The organism is Shigella sp. FC1567 (assembly GCF_001743015.1).
Lineage (GTDB): Bacteria > Pseudomonadota > Gammaproteobacteria > Enterobacterales > Enterobacteriaceae > Escherichia > Escherichia coli.
Map to the genome: position 1 here is coordinate 1 of NZ_MIIV01000188.1, position 17317 is coordinate 17317.

Consider the following 17317-nt stretch of genomic DNA (forward strand, 5'->3'; position numbering starts at 1 on the left):
GGTTAGGGTGAGGGGGAAAATGCGCACGCTGATGCCCTCATCCCGGCCCTCTCCCACAGGGAGAGGGAGAAAACATTAAACGGAGCCAAACATGCAAACCATCACCATCGCCCCACCCAAGCGTAGCTGGTTCTCGCTTCTGAGCTGGGCCGTTGTTCTCGCCGTGCTGGTCGTCTCGTGGCAGGGCGCGGAAATGGCCCCGCTTACGCTGATTAAAGACGGCGGCAACATGGCAACCTTCGTTGCCGACTTCTTCCCGCCCGATTTCAGCCAGTGGCAGGATTACCTCACCGAAATGGCCGTCACGCTGCAAATCGCCGTCTGGGGCACCGCGCTGGCAGTGGTTCTCTCCATCCCCTTCGGTCTGATGAGCGCCGAAAACCTGGTGCCGTGGTGGGTTTACCAGCCCGTTCGCCGCCTGATGGATGCCTGCCGCGCCATTAACGAAATGGTCTTCGCCATGCTGTTCGTGGTCGCCGTCGGTCTCGGCCCGTTCGCTGGCGTGCTGGCGCTATTTATCCACACCACCGGCGTGCTCTCCAAGCTGCTTTCCGAAGCGGTGGAAGCGATCGAACCCGGCCCGGTAGAAGGCATTCGCGCCACCGGCGCCAACAAGCTGGAAGAGATCCTTTACGGCGTGCTGCCACAGGTAATGCCGCTGCTGATCTCCTACTCCCTCTATCGCTTCGAATCCAACGTCCGCTCGGCGACCGTCGTCGGCATGGTCGGTGCAGGCGGGATCGGCGTCACCCTGTGGGAAGCGATTCGCGGTTTTCAGTTCCAACAAACCTGCGCCCTGATGGTGCTTATCATCGTCACGGTCAGCCTGCTGGATTTCCTCTCTCAACGGTTGCGTAAGCACTTTATCTGATAAGCGAGGCATTGATATCTATGCACTTGTCTACACATCCGACCAGCTACCCAACACGCTATCAGGAGATAGCCGCAAAACTTGAGCAGGAGCTTCGTCAACACTATCGCTGCGGCGACTATCTTCCCGCCGAGCAGCAGCTGGCGGCGCGCTTTGAGGTAAATCGCCACACCCTGCGCCGCGCCATCGACCAACTGGTGGAAAAAGGCTGGGTACAGCGCCGTCAGGGCGTCGGCGTGCTGGTGCTGATGCGCCCGTTCGATTACCCGCTCAACGCCCAGGCGCGTTTTAGCCAGAACCTGCTGGATCAGGGCAGCCATCCCACCAGCGAAAAACTGCTGTCGGTGCTGCGCCCGGCATCTGGTCACGTCGCTGACGCGCTGGGGATAACCGAGGGGGAGAACGTCATCCACCTGCGCACCCTGCGCCGGGTCAACGGCATCGCGCTCTGTTTAATCGACCACTACTTTGCGGACCTCACCCTTTGGCCGACGCTGCAACGCTTCGACAGCGGCTCGCTGCACGATTTTCTGCGCGAGCAAACCGGGATTGCGCTGCGCCGCAGCCAGACGCGGATCAGCGCCCGCCGCGCCCAGGCCAAAGAGTGCCAGCGTCTTGAAATCCCGAATATGTCGCCGCTGCTGTGCGTGCGCACCCTTAACCACCGTGACGGTGAAAGCAGCCCGGCGGAGTACTCCGTCAGCCTGACGCGCGCCGACATGATTGAATTCACTATGGAGCACTGAATGCACGCAGATATCGCGACCCGCCAGCACTGGATGTCCATGCTGGCGCACAGCCAACCGGCTGAACTGGCAGCCCGCCTGAACGCGCTGAACATCACCGCCAACTATGAAGTGATCCGCACCGCCGAAACCGGCCTGGTACAGATTCAGCCGCGAATGGGCGGTACCGGCGAACGCTTTTTTGCCGGCGACGCCACGCTGACCCGCGCCGCCGTACGCCTGACTGACGGCCCCCTCGGCTACAGCTGGGTGCTGGGGCGCGACAAACAGCACGCCGAACGCTGCGCGCTGATTGACGCGTTGATGCAGCAATCTCGCCATTTTCAAAACTTATCAGAAACCCTTATTGCCCCACTGGACGCTGACCGTATGGCACGCATTGCCGCACGCCAGGCCGAAGTGAACGCCAGCCGGGTCGACTTCTTTACGATGGTTCGCGGAGACAACGCATGACCCTGGAAACCGCTTTTATGCTTCCTGTGCAGGATGCCCAGCACAGTTTTCGTCGCCTGTTAAAGGCCATGAGCGAGCCGGGCGTGATTGTCGCCCTGCATCAGCTCAAACGCGGCTGGCAGCCGCTGAATATCGCCACCACCAGCGTGCTGCTGACGCTGGCTGATAACGACACGCCGGTGTGGCTTTCCGCGCCATTAAGTAACGATATCGTCAGCCAGAGCCTGCGTTTTCATACCAACGCGCCGCTGGTCAATCAGTCGGAACTGGCGACCTTCGCGGTAACGGATGAGGCGATTTCCAGCGAACAGCTCAACGCTCTTTCCAGCGGCACCGCTGTTGCGCCGGAAGCGGGCGCGACGCTGATTTTACAGGTCGTCAGCCTGAGCGGCGGGCGCATGCTGCGCCTTACTGGCGCGGGTATTGCCGAAGAACGAATGATCGCTCCGCAGCTGCCGGAGTGCATTCTGCACGAACTCACCGAGCGCCCGCACCCGTTCCCGCTCGGCATCGACCTGATCCTGACCTGCGGCGAGCGGCTGCTGGCTATCCCGCGAACCACTCATGTGGAGGTGTGCTGATGTACGTTGCCGTGAAAGGGGGCGAGAAGGAGATCGACGCCGCCCACGCCCTGCAAGAGAGCCGACGCCGGGGCAATACCGATTTGCCTGAACTGAGCGTCGCCCAGATTGAACAGCAGCTTAATCTTGCAGTAGATCGCGTGATGACCGAAGGCGGCATTGCCGACCGCGAACTGGCGGCGCTGGCGCTGAAACAGGCCAGCGGCGATAACGTCGAAGCGATTTTCCTGCTACGCGCCTACCGCACCACGCTGGCGAAGCTGGCGGTAAGCGAGCCGCTCGACACCACGGAGATGCGTCTCGAACGGCGTATTTCAGCGGTTTATAAAGATATTCCCGGCGGTCAGTTGCTTGGCCCAACCTACGACTACACCCATCGCCTGCTCGATTTCACCCTGCTGGCAAACGGCGAAGCGCCGACGCTGACCACCGCAGACAGCGAACAATCCCCGTCGCCGCACGTTTTCAGCCTGCTGGCGCGTCAGGGGCTGGCGAAGTTTGAAGAGGATAGCGGCGCACAGCCGGATGACATCACCCGCACTCCGCCAGTTTACCCCTGTTCACGTTCTTCCCGTTTGCAGCAGTTGATGCGCGGCGACGAAGGCTATTTGCTGGCGCTGGCCTACTCTACCCAGCGCGGTTACGGACGCAATCACCCGTTCGCGGGCGAAATCCGCAGTGGTTACATCGACGTGTCGATTATGCCGGAAGAGCTGGGATTTGCGGTGAACGTCGGCGAACTGCTGATGACCGAGTGTGAAATGGTCAACGGTTTTATTGACCCGCCGGATGAGCCGCCGCACTTCACGCGCGGCTACGGGCTGGTGTTCGGCATGAGCGAGCGCAAAGCGATGGCGCTGGTTGACCGTGCGTTGCAGGCTCCGGAGTACGGCGAGCACGCGACAGGCCCGGCGCAGGATGAAGAGTTCGTGCTGGCACATGCCGACAACGTCGAAGCCGCAGGCTTTGTCTCGCACCTCAAACTCCCCCACTACGTCGATTTCCAGGCCGAACTGGAGCTACTCAAACGTCTGCAACAGGAGCAGAACCATGGCTAATCTGAGCGGCTACAACTTTGCCTACCTCGACGAGCAGACCAAACGCATGATCCGCCGCGCCATCTTAAAAGCGGTGGCGATCCCCGGTTATCAGGTGCCGTTTGGCGGGCGCGAGATGCCGATGCCCTACGGCTGGGGAACCGGCGGCATTCAGCTCACCGCCAGCGTGATTGGCGAAAGCGACGTGCTGAAGGTGATTGACCAGGGCGCAGACGACACCACCAACGCCGTGTCGATTCGCAACTTCTTTAAGCGCGTGACCGGGGTAAACACCACTGAACGTACGGACGATGCGACGCTTATCCAGACGCGCCATCGCATCCCCGAAACGCCGCTGACCGAAGATCAGATCATTATCTTCCAGGTGCCGATCCCCGAACCGCTGCGCTTTATCGAGCCGCGCGAAACGGAAACCCGCACCATGCACGCGCTGGAAGAGTACGGCGTGATGCAGGTGAAACTGTATGAAGATATCGCCCGCTTCGGTCATATCGCCACTACCTACGCCTATCCGGTGAAGGTGAACGGGCGCTACGTGATGGACCCGTCGCCGATCCCGAAATTCGATAACCCAAAAATGGACATGATGCCCGCCCTGCAACTGTTCGGCGCGGGGCGCGAGAAGCGCATCTATGCGGTGCCGCCGTTTACCCGCGTGGAAAGTCTCGATTTCGACGATCACCCGTTCACCGTTCAGCAGTGGGATGAGCCATGCGCCATCTGCGGATCGACCCACAGCTATCTTGATGAAGTGGTGCTGGATGACGCCGGAAACCGCATGTTTGTCTGCTCCGATACCGATTATTGCCGCCAACAGAGCGAGGCAAAAAACCAATGAATCAACCGTTACTTTCGGTCAATAACCTGACCCACCTTTACGCGCCGGGCAAAGGCTTTAGCGATGTCTCTTTTGATTTATGGCCGGGGGAAGTGCTGGGCATTGTCGGGGAGTCCGGCTCCGGAAAGACCACGCTGCTGAAATCAATCTCCGCGCGCCTGACGCCGCAGCAGGGGGAGATTCACTATGAGAGCCGTTCGCTGTACGCAATGAGCGAGGCCGACCGCCGTCGCCTGCTGCGCACCGAATGGGGCGTAGTGCATCAGCATCCGCTCGACGGCCTGCGCCGCCAGGTGTCGGCAGGCGGCAATATCGGCGAGCGGCTGATGGCGACCGGGGCACGTCATTACGGCGATATTCGTGCCACCGCGCAGAAGTGGCTGGAAGAGGTGGAAATTCCCGCCAACCGGATCGACGACCTGCCGACCACCTTTTCCGGCGGCATGCAGCAACGTTTGCAGATCGCCCGCAACCTGGTGACGCATCCGAAGCTGGTGTTTATGGACGAGCCGACCGGCGGACTGGATGTGTCGGTACAGGCACGCCTGCTCGACCTGCTGCGCGGCCTGGTGGTGGAGCTGAACCTCGCGGTAGTGATTGTCACCCACGATTTAGGCGTCGCCCGCCTGCTGGCGGACCGTTTGCTGGTGATGAAGCAGGGGCAAGTGGTGGAGAGTGGGTTAACCGACCGCGTGCTCGACGACCCGCACCATCCGTATACACAACTGCTGGTGTCATCGGTTTTGCAGAATTGAGCCGGTGCCGGATGCGGCGTAAACGCCTTATCCGGCCTACAAATGCGCTCCCCGTAGGTCGGATAAGACGCGTCAGCGTCGCATCCGACACCCGAACCACGAGGCGAAAAATGATTAACGTACAAAACGTCAGTAAAACCTTCATCCTGCATCAGCAAAACGGCGTACGCCTGCCCGTCTTACAACGTGCCTCGCTCACCGTCAACGCAGGCGAATGCGTGGTGCTCCACGGTCACTCCGGCAGCGGCAAATCAACCCTGCTGCGCTCGCTGTACGCCAACTATCTACCCGACGAAGGTCAAATCCAGATCAAACACGGTGACGAGTGGGTAGACCTGGTCACCGCGCCAGCGCGCAAAGTGGTGGAAATCCGCAAAACCACAGTCGGCTGGGTGAGCCAGTTTCTGCGCGTCATCCCGCGTATCTCAGCACTGGAAGTGGTGATGCAGCCGCTGCTCGATACCGGCGTTCCGCGTGAAGCCTGCGCCGCTAAAGCCGCGCGTCTTCTCACCCGCCTGAACGTGCCGGAACGCCTGTGGCACCTGGCACCATCGACCTTCTCCGGCGGCGAACAGCAGCGCGTCAACATCGCCCGCGGCTTTATCGTCGACTACCCCATTCTGCTGCTCGACGAACCTACCGCCTCGCTGGACGCCAAAAACAGCGCCGCGGTGGTGGAACTGATTCACGAAGCCAAAGCCCGTGGCGCAGCCATCGTCGGCATCTTCCATGACGAAGCTGTACGTAATGACGTCGCCGACCGCCTGCACCCAATGGGAGCCTCTTCATGATTATCAATAACGTTAAGCTGGTGCTGGAAAACGAGGTGGTGCACGGTTCGCTGGAGGTGCAGGATGGCGAAATCCGCGCCTTTGCCGAAAGCCAGAGCCGCCTGCCAGAAGCGATGGACGGCGAAGGTGGCTGGCTACTACCCGGCCTGATTGAGCTGCATACCGACAACCTCGATAAATTCTTCACCCCGCGCCCGAAAGTCGACTGGCCCGCCCATTCGGCGATGAGCAGCCACGACGCGCTGATGGTGGCAAGCGGCATCACCACCGTGCTGAACGCGGTGGCGATTGGCGACGTGCGCGACGGCGGCGATCAGCTGGAGAATCTGGAGAAGATGATCAACACCATCGAAGAGACGCAGAAACGCGGCGTCAACCGCGCCGAGCACCGTCTGCACCTGCGCTGCGAGCTGCCGCATCACACCACACTGCCGCTGTTTGAAAAACTGGTTCAGCGCGAACCGGTGACGCTGGTGTCGCTAATGGACCACTCACCGGGCCAGCGCCAGTTCGCTAACCGCGAGAAGTATCGCGAATATTATCAGGGCAAATACTCCCTCACCGATGCGCAGATGCAGCAGTACGAAGAAGAGCAATTGGCGCTCGCCGCACGCTGGTCGCAGCCGAATCGCGAATCCATCGCCGCCCTGTGCCGCGCGCGACAAATTGCGCTCGCCAGCCACGATGACGCCACGCACGCCCACGTTGCCGAATCCCACCAACTTGGCAGCGTGATCGCCGAATTTACCACCACGTTCGAAGCGGCGGAAGCCTCGCGTAAGCATGGCATGAACGTGCTGATGGGTGCGCCAAATATCGTGCGTGGCGGCTCGCACTCCGGCAATGTGGCGGCCAGTGAACTGGCGCAGCTTGGTCTGCTGGATATCCTCTCTTCCGACTACTACCCCGCCAGCCTGCTGGATGCGGCGTTCCGCGTCGCCGATGACGAGAGCAACCGCTTTACGCTACCGCAGGCGGTGAGGCTGGTGACCAAAAATCCGGCGCAGGCGCTGAATCTTCAGGATCGCGGGGTGATTGGCGAGGGTAAACGCGCTGACCTGGTGCTGGCGCATCGCCAGGGCAATCACATTCATATCGACCACGTCTGGCGTCAGGGTAAAAGGGTGTTCTGATGATGGGAAAACTGATTTGGTTAATGGGGCCGTCCGGCTCCGGGAAAGACAGCCTGCTGGCGGAACTCCGCCTGCGGGAACAAACGCAGTTACTGGTGGCGCATCGCTACATCACGCGCGACGCCAGCGCCGGAAGTGAAAACCATATCGCCCTGAGTGAGCGGGAGTTTTTTACCCGCGCGGGGCAAAACCTGCTGGCCTTAAGCTGGCACGCTAACGGTCTGTATTATGGCGTCGGCATCGAGATTGACCTCTGGCTGCACGCTGGATTCGACGTAGTCGTCAACGGTTCACGCGCGCATTTGCCGCAGGCACGGGCGCGCTATCAATCGGCGCTGCTGCCCGTCTGTTTACAGGTTTCGCCGGAGATCCTGCGCCAGCGCCTGAAAAACCGTGGCCGTGAAAACACCAGTGAAATTAACGCCCGGCTGGCGCGCGCCGCCCGCTATACTCCACAGGATTGCCATACGCTCAACAATGACGGCAGCCTGCGCCAGTCGGTCGACACACTGCTGACGCTGATTCATCAGAAGGAGAAACACCATGCCTGCTTGTGAGCTTCGCCCGGCCACGCAGTACGATACCGACGCGGTTTACGCGCTGATTTGTGAGCTAAAACAGGCGGAGTTTGACCACCACGCGTTTCGCGTGGGCTTTAACGCCAACCTGCGCGACCCGAGCATGCGCTACCCGAGCATGCGCTACCATCTGGCGCTGCTGGATGGCGAAGTTGTCGGCATGATCGGCCTGCATTTGCAGTTTCATCTGCATCATGTCAACTGGATCGGCGAAATTCAGGAACTGGTGGTGATGCCGCAGGCGTGCGGTCTGAACGTCGGCAGTAAGTTACTGGCGTGGGCAGAAGAAGAAGCCCGCCAGGCCGGGGCCGAAATGACCGAACTTTCCACCAACGTGAAGCGCCACGACGCGCACCGTTTTTACCTGCGTGAAGGCTACGAGCAGAGCCACTTCCGCTTCACCAAGGCGCTGTAACATGAGCCTGACCCTCACGCTCACCGGCACCGGCGGCGCACAGGCGTTCCGGCATGGGGCTGCGAGTGCGTAGCCTGCGCCAGAGCGCGGCGCTCACCGCAGTATCGCCGCCAGCCATGCAGCGGCGTAGTGAAGTTTAACGACGCAATCACCCTGATCGACGCCGGGCTGCACGATCTCGCCGATCGCTGGCCGCCCGGATCGTTCCAGCAGTTTTTGCTGACGCACTACCATATGGATCACGTGCAGGGGCTATTCCCGCTGCGCTGGGGCGTGGGCGATCCGATCCCGGTTTACGGCCCGCCGGATGAACAGGGCTGCGACGATCTGTTTAAACATCCGGGCCTGCTTGATTTCAGCCACACGGTGGAACCGTTTGTGGTGTTTGATTTGCAGGGGTTACAGGTCACGCCCCTGCCGCTCAACCACTCAAAACTGACCTTCGGTTATCTGCTGGAAACGGCACACAGCCGGGTGGCGTGGCTGTCTGACACCGCAGGCTTGCCGGAAAAAACGCTGAAATTTTTACGCAATAATCAGCCGCAGGTAATGGTGATTGATTGCAGCCACCCGCCGCGCGAGGATGCGCCACGTAGTCACTGTGATTTAAACACCGTGCTGGCGCTGAATCAGGTTATCCGCTCGCCACGGGTGATTCTGACCCATATCAGCCACCAGTTTGATGCGTGGCTGATGGAAAACGCACTGCCGTCGGGGTTTGAGGCGGGATTTGATGGGATGGAGATTGGGGTGGCGTGATGAGAGGGAATGTGCGCGCTGGCCCCCTCACCCTAACCCTCTCCCCAGAGGGGCGAGGGGACCGATTGTGCTCGATATTGAATATTGCGCTGGTTTTCTCCCTCTCCCCATTGGGGTGAGGGGCGATGCCTGCTCCATACCCAACCTCATCGCCCATACTCATCTTCCATTCTCCGCTCTTCATCTTCTAGCTGCCGACGCTCCTGATCAAGCTGGCGCTGGCGATCGTCCAGCTGCCTGCGGCGATCTTCAAACTGGCGGCGGCGGTCGTCATATTGTCTGCGCCGATCGTCGCTCACTTCACGCTGCCAGCCGTCGTCGCGCGAATCTTCATAGTCTCGCCCACGGTCAGGGTTATAAGCGTCGTTAATCGCCTGCTGAATATTGCCAATGGTGTCGTCGATAATATCGGCCTGGGCCGGAACGGTGGACAGCGTGAGCAGGGTGAATAAAAGAAATAGCGGAAAGCGTTTCATTAGCCAACCTCAAAAAGAAACTCTATCCACATTAATCATTACTCATCCATGCAAGTAGTGGATGAATCTCAATTTCTCCGCTGCTCTATTGCCGTAATCGCCTCCACGCGTTGTTGATGACGACCGCCTTCGTACTGTGCGCCCAGCCACGCATCCACAATCATTTTTGCCAGTTCGAGGCCAACCACTCGTGAACCAAAAGCCAGTGCAACTTCACTGGCATAATGCGGATAATCAGTGCGCTCTGACGACCTGGTGTCTTTATCAATCACCTCACTCATTGACCATGAATAAAAGGCTGGCACAGCAACGCAGAATCCTGCGGTGCCAGCGACATGACCGCCCATTGCTCCGGTACGTTTTTTAAAAAGAAACACCGGTTGCATTGATAAATTGTGCTCAGTATTTGCCGAAGTACAATATATATAATAAATATATAAAACACCTCATATTATTTACAGAGATAATAAATTCGCGTAATTTTCTCTCTTCAGCACAAATGCCTAATAAAATGGATCGTTCAGCTCACACTTCCACTTATTAAAGTCGCAAATTCCCAATTATGATAACCCCAGCTTTAAATGACGTATTTTGTATGGATTACATATTTACGACATAAATGATAAATGGAGATTTATATGAATAACTCTCGGTTATTCCGTTTGAGCAGAATTGTTATTGCGTTAACTGCCGCCAGCGGCATGATGGTAAATACCGCTAACGCGAAAGAGGAAGCGAAAGCCGCCACTCAATATACCCAACAGGTTAATCAGAATTACGCCAAATCATTACCGTTTAGCGATCGTCAGGATTTTGACGACGCTCAGCGTGGATTTATCGCTCCGCTGCTGGATGAAGGTATTCTGCGCGATGCTAATGGCAAACCATATTATCGCGGGGAAGATTATAAATTTGATATCAATGCGCCCGCGCCCGAAACCGTTAACCCTAGCCTGTGGCGTCAGTCGCAGTTAAACGGTATTTCCGGCCTGTTTAAAGTCACCGACAGAATGTACCAGGTTCGCGGTCAGGATATCTCCAACATCACCTTTATCGAAGGTGATACCGGGATTATTGTCATCGACCCGCTGGTGACGCCACCGAGCGCAAAAGCCGCCCTTGACCTTTACTTCCAAAATCGCCCGCAAAAACCGATTGTTGCGGTTATTTATACCCACAGCCATACCGACCACTATGGCGGCGTGAAAGGCATTATCTCTGAAGCTGATGTGAAATCCGGTAAAGTGCAGGTTATCGCCCCTGCTGGCTTTATGGACGAAGCCATCAGCGAAAACGTACTGGCGGGTAATATTATGAGCCACCGTGCACTTTACTCCTACGGCCTGCTGCTGGCGCATAACCCTCAGGGTAACATCGGCAATGGTCTTGGCGTAACGCTGGCATCGGGCTACCCGAGCATCATCGCACCGAACAAAACCATCACCAAAACCGGTGAGAAGATGATTATCGACGGCCTGGAGTTTGACTTCCTGATGACCCCAGGTAGCGAAGCACCAGCCGAAATGCACTTCTATATTCCGGCCCTGAAAGCGCTGTGTACCGCCGAGAACGCCACGCATACCCTGCACAACTTCTACACTCTGCGCGGCGCGAAAACCCGCGACACCAGCAAGTGGACCGAGTATCTGAACGAAACGCTGGATATGTGGGGTAACGACGCGGAAGTCCTGTTTATGCCGCACACCTGGCCGGTCCGGGGCAATAAGCATATCAATGATTATATTGGTAAATATCGCGATACTATCAAGTACATTCACGACCAGACCCTGCACCTGGCGAACCAGGGCTACACCATGAATGAAATCGGCGACATGATTAAACTGCCGCCTGCACTTGCCAATAACTGGGCCAGCCGTGGCTATTACGGTTCTGTCAGCCACAACGCCCGCGCGGTGTATAACTTCTATCTTGGCTATTACGACGGTAACCCGGCTAACCTGCATCCGTATGGTCAGGTGGAGATGGGTAAACGTTACGTGCAGGCGCTGGGCGGTTCTGCCCGTGTCATCAGCCTGGCGCAAGAAGCGAACAAGCAAGGTGATTACCGCTGGTCGGCAGAACTGCTGAAACAGGTGATTGCCGCCAACCCGGGTGACCAGGTCGCGAAGAATCTGCAAGCGAATAACTTTGAACAGCTGGGCTATCAGGCCGAGTCCGCCACCTGGCGCGGTTTCTACCTGACCGGCGCGAAAGAGCTGCGCGAAGGGGTGCATAAGTTCAGCCACGGCACCACCGGTTCCCCGGACACCATTCGCGGGATGTCGGTCGAAATGCTGTTCGACTTTATGTCCGTTCGCCTCGATAGCGCGAAAGCTGCGGGTAAAAATATCAGCCTGAACTTCAATATGAGCAACGGCGATAACCTCAACCTGACGCTGAACGATAGCGTGCTTAACTACCGTAAAACACTGCAACCGCAAGCCGACGCCTCTTTCTACATCAGCCGTGAAGATCTGCACGCCGTGCTGACAGGACAAGCCAAAATGGCGGATCTGGTAAAAGCGAAGAAAGCCAAAATTATTGGCAATGGCGCGAAACTGGAAGAAATTATTGCCTGTCTGGATAATTTCGATTTGTGGGTGAATATCGTAACCCCAAATTAATGCCACTCACTTTTGGGGGCGCTTAAGCCCCCAAAAGCATTTATTATAAAAATACATACAATCAATTAACACATAAAATATATAAGTTATGAATGCGGTGGCTGAATAAAGCTATTTTTATTCATCAAGAAAATAGCCATACTGACGCCTTCAATGGATATTGATATTCACTACAGATATTGTTCGCAGCAAACAGGATGTATTTAATATGCCAACAGTTCTCTCTCGCATGGCGATGCAACTCAAAAAAACAGCCTGGATAATTCCCGTCTTCATGGTTTCGGGATGCTCATTATCTCCGGCAATCCCGGTGATCGGCGCTTATTATCCCAGCTGGTTTTTCTGCGCCATTGCCAGCCTTATTTTGACGCTAATCACGAGGCGAATTATTCAGCGGGCAAATATCAATCTGGCATTTGTCGGAATTATTTATACCGCCCTTTTTGCTGTCTACGCCATGCTGTTCTGGCTGGCATTTTTCTAATCTATTTGAGACGCGCTCATGGAAAGTACGCCGAAAAAAGCTCCTCGCAGTAAATTCCCTGCTCTGTTAGTGGTTGCGTTGGCGCTGGTTGCCCTTGTTTTCGTTATCTGGCGCGTAGACAGTGCGCCATCAACTAATGACGCTTACGCGTCAGCAGATACCATTGATGTGGTGCCGGAAGTCAGCGGCCGCATTGTAGAACTGGCGGTCACCGACAACCAGGCAGTCAAACAGGGCGATTTGCTGTTCCGCATTGACCCGCGCCCGTACGAAGCCAATCTGGCGAAAGCTGAAGCCTCCCTCGCGGCGCTGGATAAGCAAATTATGCTCACCCAGCGTAGCGTTGACGCCCAACAGTTTGGTGCCGACTCGGTTAATGCCACGGTAGAAAAAGCACGTGCCGCCGCGAAACAGGCCACAGATACATTACGCCGCACCGAGCCATTACTGAAAGAAGGTTTTGTCTCAGCGGAAGATGTTGACCGTGCAAGAACGGCGCAGCGCGCCGCAGAAGCGGATCTTAATGCCGTATTGTTACAGGCGCAGTCAGCCGCCAGCGCCGTCAGCGGCGTGGATGTATTAGTTGCCCAGCGTGCGGCGGTCGAAGCGGATATTGCCCTGACCAAACTGCATCTGGAAATGGCGACCGTTCGCGCGCCGTTTGATGGCCGGGTCATTTCCCTCAAAACCTCCGTCGGGCAATTTGCTTCTGCCATGCGCCCTATTTTTACCCTAATCGACACTCGTCACTGGTACGTGATCGCCAACTTCCGCGAAACCGATCTGAAAAATATTCGCTCAGGTACACCCGCAACGATTCGCCTGATGAGTGACAGCGGCAAAACCTTCGAGGGTAAAGTGGATTCGATTGGCTACGGTGTGCTACCGAATGACGGCGGCCTGGTGCTGGGCGGCCTGCCGAAAGTTTCTCGCTCTATTAACTGGGTCCGCGTTGCCCAGCGTTTTCCGGTCAAAATCATGGTCGATAAACCTGACCCGGAAATGTTCCGCATCGGCGCTTCGGCAGTCGCTAATCTTGAGCCGCAATAATGAGCGCGCTCAACTCCCTGCCATTACCGGTGGTCAGGCTGCTGGCGTTCTTTCATGAAGAGTTAAGCGAGCGGCGACCCGGCCGCGTGCCGCAGATCGTGCAACTCTGGGTAGGCTGCCTGCTGGTGATTCTGATCTCGATGACTTTTGAGATCCCTTTTGTGGCGTTATCGCTGGCAGTGCTGTTTTACGGTATTCAGTCGAACGCGTTTTACACCAAATTTGTGGCGATCTTGTTTGTGGTTGCCACGGTGCTGGAGATCGGCAGCCTGTTTTTGATCTACAAATGGTCATACGGCGAACCGTTGATCCGATTGATCATCGCCGGGCCGATCCTGATGGGCTGCATGTTTTTGATGCGCACCCATCGGCTGGGACTGGTCTTTTTCGCTGTCGCCATTGTCGCCATTTACGGGCAAACCTTCCCCGCCATGCTCGACTATCCGGAAGTGGTCGTGCGCTTAACGCTGTGGTGTATCGTTGTTGGCCTCTATCCAACCTTGCTGATGACGTTAATCGGCGTGCTGTGGTTTCCCAGTCGTGCCATTTCGCAAATGCATCAGGCGCTTAATGATCGGCTTGATGATGCCATTAGTCACCTGACAGACAGCCTCGCACCGCTACCCGAAACGCGGATTGAAAGAGAGGCGCTGGCGCTGCAAAAACTGAATGTCTTTTGTCTCGCGGACGATGCCAACTGGCGAACTCAAAGCGCATGGTGGCAAAGCTGCGTGGCAACGGTAACCTACATTTACTCGACGCTGAATCGCTACGATCCCACCTCTTTTGCTGATTCTCAGGCAATTATTGAATTTCGGCAAAAATTAGCCTCAGAAATCAACAAGCTGCAGCATGCCGTTGCTGAAGGTCAGTGCTGGCAAAGCGACTGGCGGATCAGTGAAAGTGAAGCGGTGGCGGCACGGGAATGTAACCTGGAGAATATCTGCCAGACGTTGTTACAACTGGGCCAGATGAACCCGAATACGCCGCCAACGCCCGCCGCCAAACCGCCATCAATGGTCGCCGATGCTTTTACCAATCCAGACTATATACGCTACGCGGTAAAAACATTGCTCGCCTGTTTGATCTGTTACACCTTTTACAGCGGCGTGGACTGGGAAGGCATTCACACCTGTATGCTGACCTGCGTGATCGTCGCTAATCCAAATGTCGGTTCGTCGTACCAGAAGATGGTGCTGCGTTTTGGCGGGGCCTTTTGCGGCGCGATTCTGGCGCTGTTATTCACGCTACTGGTCATGCCCTGGCTGGACAATATTGTCGAATTGCTGTTTGTGCTGGCACCGATTTTCCTGTTGGGCGCATGGATTGCCACCAGCTCTGAACGCTCTTCTTATATCGGCACACAGATGGTCGTCACCTTCGCGCTCGCCACGCTCGAAAACGTTTTTTGGCCCAGTGTACGACCTGGTGGAAATTCGCGATCGCGCCCTGGGTATCATCATTGGTACCGTGGTGTCCGCGGTGATTTACACCTTTGTCTGGCCTGAAAGTGAAGCGCGCACTCTGCCGCAAAAACTAGCCGGTGCGCTGGGTATGCTAAGTAAAGTAATGCGGATCCCACGCCAGCAGGAAGTCACGGCTCTGCGCACTTATCTGCAAATTCGTATAGGTCTGCATGCGGCGTTTAATGCCTGTGAAGAGATGTGCCAACGCGTGGCGCTGGAGCGTCAACTGGACAGCGAAGAACGCGCCTTACTGATTGAACGTTCGCAAACGGTTATTCGTCAGGGCCGCGATCTTCTTCACGCCTGGGATGCCACCTGGAACTCGGCGCAGGCGCTGGATAACGCACTACAGCCGGACAGAGCAGGTCAGTTTGCCGACGCCCTGGAAAAATACGCTGCCGGTCTGGCAACCGCACTCAGCTGTTCTCCTCAAATAACGCTTGAAGAGACACCCGCCTCGCAGGCCATCCTGCCCACCTTATTAAAACAGGAGCAACACGTCTGCCAGCTTTTCGCCCGCTTGCCAGACTGGACAGCCCCGGCATTAACGCCCGCCACGGAACAGGCACAAGGAGCCACGCAATGATCAATCGTCAACTTTCACGTCTGCTGTTGTGCAGCATTCTCGGCAGCACGACGCTGATTTCCGGCTGTGCCCTGGTACGTAAGGATTCTGCACCTCATCAACAGCTCAAACCGGAACAAATCAAACTGGCCGACGATATTCATCTTGCCAGCTCCGGCTGGCCGCAGGCGCAGTGGTGGAAACAACTCAATGACCCGCAGCTGGATGCGCTGATCCAACGGACGCTAAGTGGTTCACACACCCTCGCCGAAGCGAAACTGCGGGAAGAAAAAGCGCAGTCCCAGGCCGATTTGTTAGATGCCGGTTCACAATTACAGGTCGCAGCGTTAGGGATGCTCAACCGCCAACGCGTCTCGGCGAACGGCTTTTTAAGCCCTTATGCGATGGATGCGCCCTCACTGGGTATGGACGGGCCGTACTATACGGAAGCCACAGTAGGTTTGTTTGCCGGACTGGATCTTGATTTGTGGGGTGTGCATCGCTCAGCGGTTGCCGCCGCCATTGGCGCGCATAATGCCGCGCTGGCAGAAACCGCAGCAGTAGAGCTATCGCTGACCACGGGCGTAGCGCAGCTTTATTACAGTATGCAGGCCAGCTATCAGATGCTCGATCTGTTAGAACAAACTCGCGATATGATTGATTACGCGGTGAAAGCGCACCAGAGTAAAGTGGCGCACGGTCTGGAAGCACAAGTGCCTTTCCACGGCGCGCGGGCACAGATTCTGGCGGTCGATAAACAAATTGCTGCCGTCAAAGGGCAAATCACCGAAACGCGAGAATCTCTGCGTGCATTGATTGGCGCGGGGGCCAGCGATATGCCGGAGATCAAACCGGTGGCATTACCACGAGTCCAGACCGGCATTCCGGCGACACTCTCTTATGAGTTGCTCGCCAGACGCCCGGATCTGCAAGCCATGCGCTGGTATGTTCAGGCGTCATTAGATCAGGTGGATTCCGCGCGGGCACTGTTCTACCCGAGCTTTGATATCAAAGCGTTTTTCGGTCTGGACTCCATCCACCTGGATACCTTATTCAAAAAAACCAGTCGCCAGTTCAACTTCATCCCGGGTCTGAAATTGCCGCTGTTTGACGGTGGACGGTTGAATGCCAATCTCGAAGGCACTCGCGCCGCCAGCAACATGATGATTGAACGTTACAACCAGTCAGTACTGAACGCGGTGCGTGACGTTGCCGTCAACGGCACGCGTCTGCAAACGCTCAACGACGAACGAGAAATGCAGGCTGAACGCGTGGAAGCAACGCGCTTCACCCAGCGCGCTGCCGAGGCCGCCTATCAGCGCGGCTTAACCAGCCGCTTACAGGCCACCGAAGCCCGGTTGCCAGTGCTTGCCGAAGAGATGTCATTACTGATGCTGGACAGCCGCCGGGTGATCCACAGCATTCAGTTGATGAAATCGCTGGGCGGCGGGTATCAGGCGGCTCCCGTCGTCGAGAAAAAATAAAATGTCTGCCGCGTGATGGCTGTCACGCGGTATTTCGTTTCGTCACGTCAAAACTGACGACAGCCTGTTTTTCGTCAGAGTTTTGAATAAATAGTGCCCGTAATATCAGGGAATGACCCCAAATAAAATGTGGCATAAAAGATGCATACTGTAGTCGAGAGCGCGTATGCGTGATTTGATTAACTGGAGC

Annotated in this window: 17 protein-coding genes and 2 pseudogenes; 17 read left to right on the top strand and 2 right to left on the bottom strand. The window is 56.7% G+C overall.

From position 1 onward, the window contains the following. Nucleotides 1-91 precede the first annotated feature (91 nt). The 12 genes and pseudogenes from phnE to phnP all read left to right on the top strand — a co-directional run bounded on the left by phnE (nucleotide 92) and on the right by phnP (nucleotide 8978). On the top strand, nucleotides 92-871 hold the full coding sequence (gene phnE, locus BHE85_RS12310; RefSeq protein WP_001193503.1) for a phosphonate ABC transporter, permease protein PhnE: 780 nt from the start codon (nucleotides 92-94) through the stop codon (nucleotides 869-871). Between the two features lie 20 nt (nucleotides 872-891). Continuing rightward, nucleotides 892-1617, top strand: a complete 726-nt coding sequence (gene phnF, locus BHE85_RS12315) for a phosphonate metabolism transcriptional regulator PhnF (RefSeq protein WP_001301447.1) — start codon at nucleotides 892-894, stop codon at nucleotides 1615-1617. Beyond that, nucleotides 1618-2070 (top strand): phosphonate C-P lyase system protein PhnG, encoded by a 453-nt coding sequence (phnG, locus tag BHE85_RS12320; protein WP_000542749.1) that lies wholly within the window; start codon nucleotides 1618-1620, stop codon nucleotides 2068-2070. Beyond that, nucleotides 2067-2651, top strand: a complete 585-nt coding sequence (gene phnH, locus BHE85_RS12325) for a phosphonate C-P lyase system protein PhnH (protein WP_000171623.1) — start codon at nucleotides 2067-2069, stop codon at nucleotides 2649-2651. Before phnG ends, phnH begins: the two co-directional genes overlap by 4 nt. After that, complete coding sequence (phnI, locus tag BHE85_RS12330; protein WP_004988074.1) at nucleotides 2651-3709, top strand: alpha-D-ribose 1-methylphosphonate 5-triphosphate synthase subunit PhnI; 1059 nt, start codon at nucleotides 2651-2653, stop codon at nucleotides 3707-3709. Before phnH ends, phnI begins: the two co-directional genes overlap by 1 nt. Next, nucleotides 3702-4547, top strand: coding sequence for an alpha-D-ribose 1-methylphosphonate 5-phosphate C-P-lyase PhnJ (phnJ, locus tag BHE85_RS12335; protein ID WP_000002283.1), 846 nt, complete (start codon nucleotides 3702-3704; stop codon nucleotides 4545-4547). The genes phnI and phnJ overlap by 8 nt, the downstream gene beginning before the upstream one ends. Further along, nucleotides 4544-5302 (top strand): phosphonate C-P lyase system protein PhnK, encoded by a 759-nt coding sequence (gene phnK, locus BHE85_RS12340; RefSeq protein WP_001075526.1) that lies wholly within the window; start codon nucleotides 4544-4546, stop codon nucleotides 5300-5302. Before phnJ ends, phnK begins: the two co-directional genes overlap by 4 nt. Nucleotides 5303-5412: 110 nt before the next feature. Beyond that, a complete protein-coding gene (gene phnL / locus BHE85_RS12345; RefSeq protein WP_000611423.1) occupies nucleotides 5413-6093 on the top strand; it encodes a phosphonate C-P lyase system protein PhnL in 681 nt (226 codons plus the stop codon). Next, nucleotides 6090-7226 carry an alpha-D-ribose 1-methylphosphonate 5-triphosphate diphosphatase gene (phnM, locus tag BHE85_RS12350; protein WP_000586305.1) on the top strand — a complete coding sequence of 379 codons (1137 nt, stop codon included), beginning with the start codon at nucleotides 6090-6092 and terminating at the stop codon, nucleotides 7224-7226. The genes phnL and phnM overlap by 4 nt, the downstream gene beginning before the upstream one ends. Beyond that, on the top strand, nucleotides 7226-7783 hold the full coding sequence (phnN, locus tag BHE85_RS12355; protein ID WP_000971894.1) for a ribose 1,5-bisphosphokinase: 558 nt from the start codon (nucleotides 7226-7228) through the stop codon (nucleotides 7781-7783). The genes phnM and phnN overlap by 1 nt, the downstream gene beginning before the upstream one ends. Further along, complete coding sequence (gene phnO / locus BHE85_RS12360) at nucleotides 7770-8219, top strand: aminoalkylphosphonate N-acetyltransferase (RefSeq protein WP_001110505.1); 450 nt, start codon at nucleotides 7770-7772, stop codon at nucleotides 8217-8219. The genes phnN and phnO overlap by 14 nt, the downstream gene beginning before the upstream one ends. Nucleotide 8220: 1 nt before the next feature. Next, a pseudogene (phnP, locus tag BHE85_RS12365) lies at nucleotides 8221-8978 on the top strand (phosphonate metabolism protein PhnP). Nucleotides 8979-9124: 146 nt separating this feature from the next. On the opposite strand, the gene yjdP reads toward phnP, so the two are convergent. Together yjdP and BHE85_RS12375 are read right to left on the bottom strand one after the other, a co-directional pair. Beyond that, nucleotides 9125-9454, bottom strand: coding sequence for a DDRRRQL repeat protein YjdP (gene yjdP / locus BHE85_RS12370; RefSeq protein WP_000819746.1), 330 nt, complete (start codon nucleotides 9452-9454; stop codon nucleotides 9125-9127). A gap of 68 nt (nucleotides 9455-9522) precedes the next feature. Then, the gene (locus BHE85_RS12375; protein WP_001183287.1) at nucleotides 9523-9840 is read right to left on the bottom strand and encodes an RpiB/LacA/LacB family sugar-phosphate isomerase; all 318 of its coding nucleotides are present in this window, start codon (nucleotides 9838-9840) and stop codon (nucleotides 9523-9525) included. Nucleotides 9841-10092: 252 nt separating this feature from the next. On the opposite strand from BHE85_RS12375, the gene yjcS reads away from it, so the two are divergent. From yjcS to mdtP, 5 genes and pseudogenes are all read left to right on the top strand, one after another. Continuing rightward, nucleotides 10093-12078 carry an alkyl sulfatase YjcS gene (gene yjcS, locus BHE85_RS12380; protein WP_001066002.1) on the top strand — a complete coding sequence of 662 codons (1986 nt, stop codon included), beginning with the start codon at nucleotides 10093-10095 and terminating at the stop codon, nucleotides 12076-12078. A gap of 208 nt (nucleotides 12079-12286) precedes the next feature. Next, complete coding sequence (locus BHE85_RS12385; RefSeq protein ID WP_004988094.1) at nucleotides 12287-12562, top strand: YtcA family lipoprotein; 276 nt, start codon at nucleotides 12287-12289, stop codon at nucleotides 12560-12562. A gap of 18 nt (nucleotides 12563-12580) precedes the next feature. After that, the gene (gene mdtN, locus BHE85_RS12390) at nucleotides 12581-13612 is read left to right on the top strand and encodes a multidrug efflux transporter periplasmic adaptor subunit MdtN (protein WP_000446385.1); all 1032 of its coding nucleotides are present in this window, start codon (nucleotides 12581-12583) and stop codon (nucleotides 13610-13612) included. After that, nucleotides 13612-15664, top strand: a pseudogene (mdtO, locus tag BHE85_RS12395) (multidrug efflux transporter permease subunit MdtO). The gene mdtN and the pseudogene mdtO overlap by 1 nt, the downstream one beginning before the upstream one ends. Continuing rightward, nucleotides 15661-17127 carry a multidrug efflux transporter outer membrane subunit MdtP gene (gene mdtP / locus BHE85_RS12400; RefSeq protein WP_039064347.1) on the top strand — a complete coding sequence of 489 codons (1467 nt, stop codon included), beginning with the start codon at nucleotides 15661-15663 and terminating at the stop codon, nucleotides 17125-17127. The pseudogene mdtO and the gene mdtP overlap by 4 nt, the downstream one beginning before the upstream one ends. Nucleotides 17128-17317 lie beyond the last annotated feature (190 nt).

What these genes read in the sequence shown, in the direction of transcription:
- phnE (WP_001193503.1), top strand. Translation starts at nt 92, where the DNA reads ATGCAAACCATCACCATCGCCCCACCCAAGCGTAGCTGGTTCTCGCTT.
- phnF (WP_001301447.1), top strand. Translation starts at nt 892, where the DNA reads ATGCACTTGTCTACACATCCGACCAGCTACCCAACACGCTATCAGGAG.
- phnG (WP_000542749.1), top strand. Translation starts at nt 1,618, where the DNA reads ATGCACGCAGATATCGCGACCCGCCAGCACTGGATGTCCATGCTGGCG.
- phnH (WP_000171623.1), top strand. Translation starts at nt 2,067, where the DNA reads ATGACCCTGGAAACCGCTTTTATGCTTCCTGTGCAGGATGCCCAGCAC.
- phnI (WP_004988074.1), top strand. Translation starts at nt 2,651, where the DNA reads ATGTACGTTGCCGTGAAAGGGGGCGAGAAGGAGATCGACGCCGCCCAC.
- phnJ (WP_000002283.1), top strand. Translation starts at nt 3,702, where the DNA reads ATGGCTAATCTGAGCGGCTACAACTTTGCCTACCTCGACGAGCAGACC.
- phnK (WP_001075526.1), top strand. Translation starts at nt 4,544, where the DNA reads ATGAATCAACCGTTACTTTCGGTCAATAACCTGACCCACCTTTACGCG.
- phnL (WP_000611423.1), top strand. Translation starts at nt 5,413, where the DNA reads ATGATTAACGTACAAAACGTCAGTAAAACCTTCATCCTGCATCAGCAA.
- phnM (WP_000586305.1), top strand. Translation starts at nt 6,090, where the DNA reads ATGATTATCAATAACGTTAAGCTGGTGCTGGAAAACGAGGTGGTGCAC.
- phnN (WP_000971894.1), top strand. Translation starts at nt 7,226, where the DNA reads ATGATGGGAAAACTGATTTGGTTAATGGGGCCGTCCGGCTCCGGGAAA.
- phnO (WP_001110505.1), top strand. Translation starts at nt 7,770, where the DNA reads ATGCCTGCTTGTGAGCTTCGCCCGGCCACGCAGTACGATACCGACGCG.
- yjdP (WP_000819746.1), bottom strand. Translation starts at nt 9,454, where the DNA reads ATGAAACGCTTTCCGCTATTTCTTTTATTCACCCTGCTCACGCTGTCC.
- BHE85_RS12375 (WP_001183287.1), bottom strand. Translation starts at nt 9,840, where the DNA reads ATGCAACCGGTGTTTCTTTTTAAAAAACGTACCGGAGCAATGGGCGGT.
- yjcS (WP_001066002.1), top strand. Translation starts at nt 10,093, where the DNA reads ATGAATAACTCTCGGTTATTCCGTTTGAGCAGAATTGTTATTGCGTTA.
- BHE85_RS12385 (WP_004988094.1), top strand. Translation starts at nt 12,287, where the DNA reads ATGCCAACAGTTCTCTCTCGCATGGCGATGCAACTCAAAAAAACAGCC.
- mdtN (WP_000446385.1), top strand. Translation starts at nt 12,581, where the DNA reads ATGGAAAGTACGCCGAAAAAAGCTCCTCGCAGTAAATTCCCTGCTCTG.
- mdtP (WP_039064347.1), top strand. Translation starts at nt 15,661, where the DNA reads ATGATCAATCGTCAACTTTCACGTCTGCTGTTGTGCAGCATTCTCGGC.